General features: G+C 67.2%; 6 protein-coding genes. 3 read left to right on the top strand and 3 right to left on the bottom strand.

What is annotated here, in order from left to right:
• Together QOD90_RS25635 and QOD90_RS25630 are read right to left on the bottom strand one after the other, a co-directional pair.
• A partial coding sequence (locus QOD90_RS25635; protein WP_526354376.1) for a hypothetical protein occupies window positions 1–108 on the bottom strand: 108 nt, incomplete at its 3' end.
• 119 nt (window positions 109–227) lie between these two features.
• Window positions 228–641 carry a DUF3499 family protein gene (locus tag QOD90_RS25630; RefSeq protein ID WP_526354370.1) on the bottom strand — a complete coding sequence of 138 codons (414 nt, stop codon included), beginning with the start codon at window positions 639–641 and terminating at the stop codon, window positions 228–230.
• A 132-nt stretch (window positions 642–773) separates the two neighbouring features.
• Here QOD90_RS25630 and QOD90_RS25625 point away from each other — a divergent pair, with 132 nt between their 5' ends.
• Entirely contained in the window at window positions 774–1,196 is a 423-nt protein-coding gene (locus QOD90_RS25625) for a metallopeptidase family protein (protein ID WP_526354374.1), read from the top strand.
• A 22-nt stretch (window positions 1,197–1,218) separates the two neighbouring features.
• Here QOD90_RS25625 and QOD90_RS25620 read toward each other — a convergent pair whose 3' ends face one another.
• Entirely contained in the window at window positions 1,219–1,488 is a 270-nt protein-coding gene (locus QOD90_RS25620) for a WhiB family transcriptional regulator (protein WP_526354372.1), read from the bottom strand.
• A 427-nt stretch (window positions 1,489–1,915) separates the two neighbouring features.
• On the opposite strand from QOD90_RS25620, the gene cofD reads away from it, so the two are divergent.
• Both cofD and QOD90_RS25610 read left to right on the top strand, forming a co-directional pair.
• A complete protein-coding gene (gene cofD, locus QOD90_RS25615) occupies window positions 1,916–2,965 on the top strand; it encodes a 2-phospho-L-lactate transferase (RefSeq protein WP_526354368.1) in 1,050 nt (349 codons plus the stop codon).
• The coding region (locus tag QOD90_RS25610) for a coenzyme F420-0:L-glutamate ligase (protein WP_526354366.1) at window positions 2,962–3,607 on the top strand (646 nt) is incomplete at its 3' end. The genes cofD and QOD90_RS25610, both read left to right, overlap by 4 nt.

Genomic DNA, 3,607 nt, shown 5'->3' with positions numbered 1-3,607 from the left:
TGCGCCGCCGACGTCTGCCACGAATTGTTCGTCGATTTCTTCGCCGACGAGTCCACGAACGTCATACGCCTTGATGACGCGGTTGACAGCCGCAGCGGGCCTCGACATGGATCTCCTCGCGAAGGGGGCTCTTGGGGCCAGCCTATCGGCTGGACTTCTTGCCTGCCGCCGGGTCGCGCCGCTGGGTCGCAGCGGCTCGCTCGAATACATGGCGGGTTGGGCGCCCACTAATCCAGGGGGTCCGGCAACACCCGCAAGTGCCCGCGTCGACGGCCATTCTGCTCGGCGCGTTGCACCGGAGGCGCCATCAGCGCGCCGCCACGGACACCGGTCACCGGATCGGAGAAACCCGTGGGCGCTGCTCCGACCGCGACGTCGCGGCCCTCGCGCACGGCGTCGGCGAGTGCCACCAGGTCGTCGTCGTCGGAATGCGACGGCAGCGGTCCGGCGTGCCTGACGAGTTCCCATCCCCGCGGCGCGGTGATCCGGCCGGCATGGATCACGCACAGATCCCAGGAGTGCGGCTCGGAGACGGTGGCCAGCGGACCGACGACCGCGGTCGAGTCCTTGTAGACGAAGGTCAGCGTCGCCACGGCGTAGTGCGGGCACCCGGGCCTGCAGCAGCGACGGGGAACGTTCACGGACACGAGGCTATCGCGCGGGAACGTCTCGGGTCGGCGACACGCGCAGCACGCAACCGGCCGATCTCCAACCGTTACGATCACCGCATGGTCGAGCGGCAGCCCCTGCGAGCGCACCGCGGACGCCGGGAGATGCGTGGCCCGCTACTGCCTCCCACGGTGCCGGGCTGGCGCAGCCGGGCCGAGCGCTTCGACATGGCCGTGCTCGAGGCGTACGAGCCCATCGAGCGGCAGTGGCAGGACCGGGTGTCCGGCCTGGACGTCGCAGTCGACGAGATTCCCCGGATCTCACCGAAGGATCCGGAGAACATCCAGTGGCCGCCCGAGGTGATCGCGGATGGGCCGATAGCCCTTGCCAGACTGATCCCTGCGGGGGTCGACGTGCGAGGAAATTCCACTCGCGCGCGAATCCTGCTGTTCCGCAAGCCAATCGAGCGACGGGCGAAGGACACCATCGACTTGTCGGACTTGCTCCATGACGTGCTGGTGGCCCAGGTGGCTACCTACCTGGGCGTCGAGCCGTCGGTCATCGACCCGACGATCGACGACGACTGACCTCTCCGCGGTCAGCGGTGGTTCAAATGATGCCGCGCTTGAGGCGGCGCCGTTCCCGCTCCGAGAGGCCGCCCCAGATTCCGAAGCGTTCGTCCTTGGCGAGTGCGTAGTCGAGGCACGCGTCCTTCACCTCGCAACCGAGGCAGATGCGCTTGGCCTCGCGGGTGGAGCCGCCCTTCTCGGGGAAGAACGCCTCCGGGTCAGTCTGCGCGCACAGTGCGCGTTCCTGCCATTGCTCGTCGTCGATAGCCGGCTCGTCGTAATCGCCAGCGCGGTCGGGAACCACGCTCAATTGGGGACGGCCAATCACCCCACCCTGCGACGGCCCGGTATTGGTATGCGGTTCGTTGCCTACTGAGCCGAGCATCCGACTGTCGAATCGGATGACACGATCGAAATCAACGCGCTCATAAGACATCTTCCGCCTCCTCACTGGTTTAGAAGTTCCCTGTTTTCAACCCCACCGCGAAACCATGCGGTCACTTCAATCGAACAAGTGATCGAATCTCGGTCTGCGACACTGGAACCGAATGCGAACCGGGAAATGACACTGATGTGATTAGACACGCGTTAGCTGCGGCGGTCAAGCGTTGGAGCGAGTTTTCATACCATCTCGTGACCAAATGTCGGCGCGTCGGTTACCTGGCGTGTCGCGAAAGTGACCAATTCGGCCCCCGCCGTGGACCACGTTCGACCGCGAGCGCCTAGTGTCGATTGATGTGAAAGTCACTGTTCTGGTGGGCGGCGTCGGCGGCGCGCGCTTCCTCCTCGGCGTCCAGCAGTACCTAGGGCTCGGCCAATTCGCGGGCACCGCAACGGGGCCTGCGGGTGATCACGAACTCACCGCGGTGGTCAACGTCGGAGATGACGCCTGGATGCACGGCGTCCGCATTTGCCCAGACCTCGACACGTGCATGTACACGTTAGGTGGAGGTATAGACCCCGACCGGGGCTGGGGCCATGCCAACGAAACCTGGCACGCCAAGGAGGAACTCGCCGCCTATGGCGTGCAGCCCGATTGGTTCGGACTTGGCGATCGCGACCTGGCGACCCATCTGGTCCGCAGTCAGATGCTCCGCGCCGGCTACCCACTGTCGGACGTGACCGAAGCGCTGTGCGCGCGATGGCAGCCCGGCGCCCGGCTTCTGCCCGCCACCGACGACCGGGCCGAAACCCACGTCGTCGTCACCGATCCCGAACCGGACCAGCGGGCAGGAGCGCAGCGACCCGGGAGTGAGTCCCCCAAGGAAGGCAGTCGGCGCGCAATCCACTTCCAAGAGTGGTGGGTGCGCTACCGCGCCCAAATCCCCACGCACGACTTTGCATTCGTCGGCGCCGACAAGGCCACCGCGACGCCGGGGGCGCTCGAGGCCATCGCCGGGGCCGACGTCGTGTTCTTGGCACCGTCGAACCCGGTCGTCAGCATCGGCCCAATCCTCGCCATCCCGGGAATCCGTGGGGCACTTCGGTCAACGTCGGCGCCGGTGATCGGCTACTCCCCCATCGTGGCCGGACGCGCGCTGCGCGGAATGGCCGACGAATGCCTCTCCGTCATCGGGGTGGAGACCTCATCGCAAGCCGTGGGCGCCCACTTCGGCGCACGGTCCGGGACGGGTTTGCTCGACGGCTGGCTCATCGACGAGGGTGACACCGCCGCGATCGAGGGCATTGACGTCCGTGCGATCCCGCTACTGATGACCGACCCGAAGGCCACGGCCGAGATGGTGCGCAGCGGAGTCGAACTCGCGGGTCTAGAGACGAGCTCGTGACGGGCTCCGATCGGACCGCCGATCACGGCGCTGCGGCCGCCGTCGAGATTCTGCCCGTGCCAGGCCTGCCCGAGTTTCGGCCCGGCGACGACGTGGCTGCCGCGATCGCCGCGGCCGCCCCGTGGCTGCGCGACGACGACGTCGTCGTCGTGACGAGCAAGGTTCTCTCCAAGAGCGAGGGTCGGATCGTCGCGGCGCCGACGGATCCCGAGGCACGGGATGCCCTGCGACGCAGCCTCGTCGACGCCGAGGCCGTTCGGGTCTTGGCCCGCAAGGGACGAACGTTGATCACCGAGAACGCGATCGGACTGATCCAGGCCGCGGCCGGCGTCGATGGATCCAACGTCGACTCGGCCGAGTTGGCCCTGTTGCCCGTCGATCCGGACGGCAGCGCCGCGAGTCTTCGCAGCCGGCTCCAGACATTGCTCGGCGTCAGGGTCGGCATCGTCGTCACCGACACGATGGGACGGGCCTGGCGCAACGGTCAGACCGACACCGCCATCGGGTCAGCAGGACTCGCCGTGCTGCACGGCTACGGGGGCGCACACGACGCCCACGGCAATGAGCTGGTCGTCACCGAGGTCGCCGTCGCCGACGAGATCGCGGCGGCAGCAGATCTGGTGAAGGGAAAGTTGACCGGCA

Origin of the sequence: Mycobacterium sp., from assembly GCF_032161845.1 — a bacterium.
Lineage (GTDB): Bacteria > Actinomycetota > Actinomycetes > Mycobacteriales > Mycobacteriaceae > Mycobacterium.
This window is presented reverse-complemented; position numbering and strand designations above follow the sequence as displayed.

What these genes read in the sequence shown, in the direction of transcription:
- QOD90_RS25625 (WP_526354374.1), top strand. Translation starts at nt 774, where the DNA reads ATGCGTGGCCCGCTACTGCCTCCCACGGTGCCGGGCTGGCGCAGCCGG.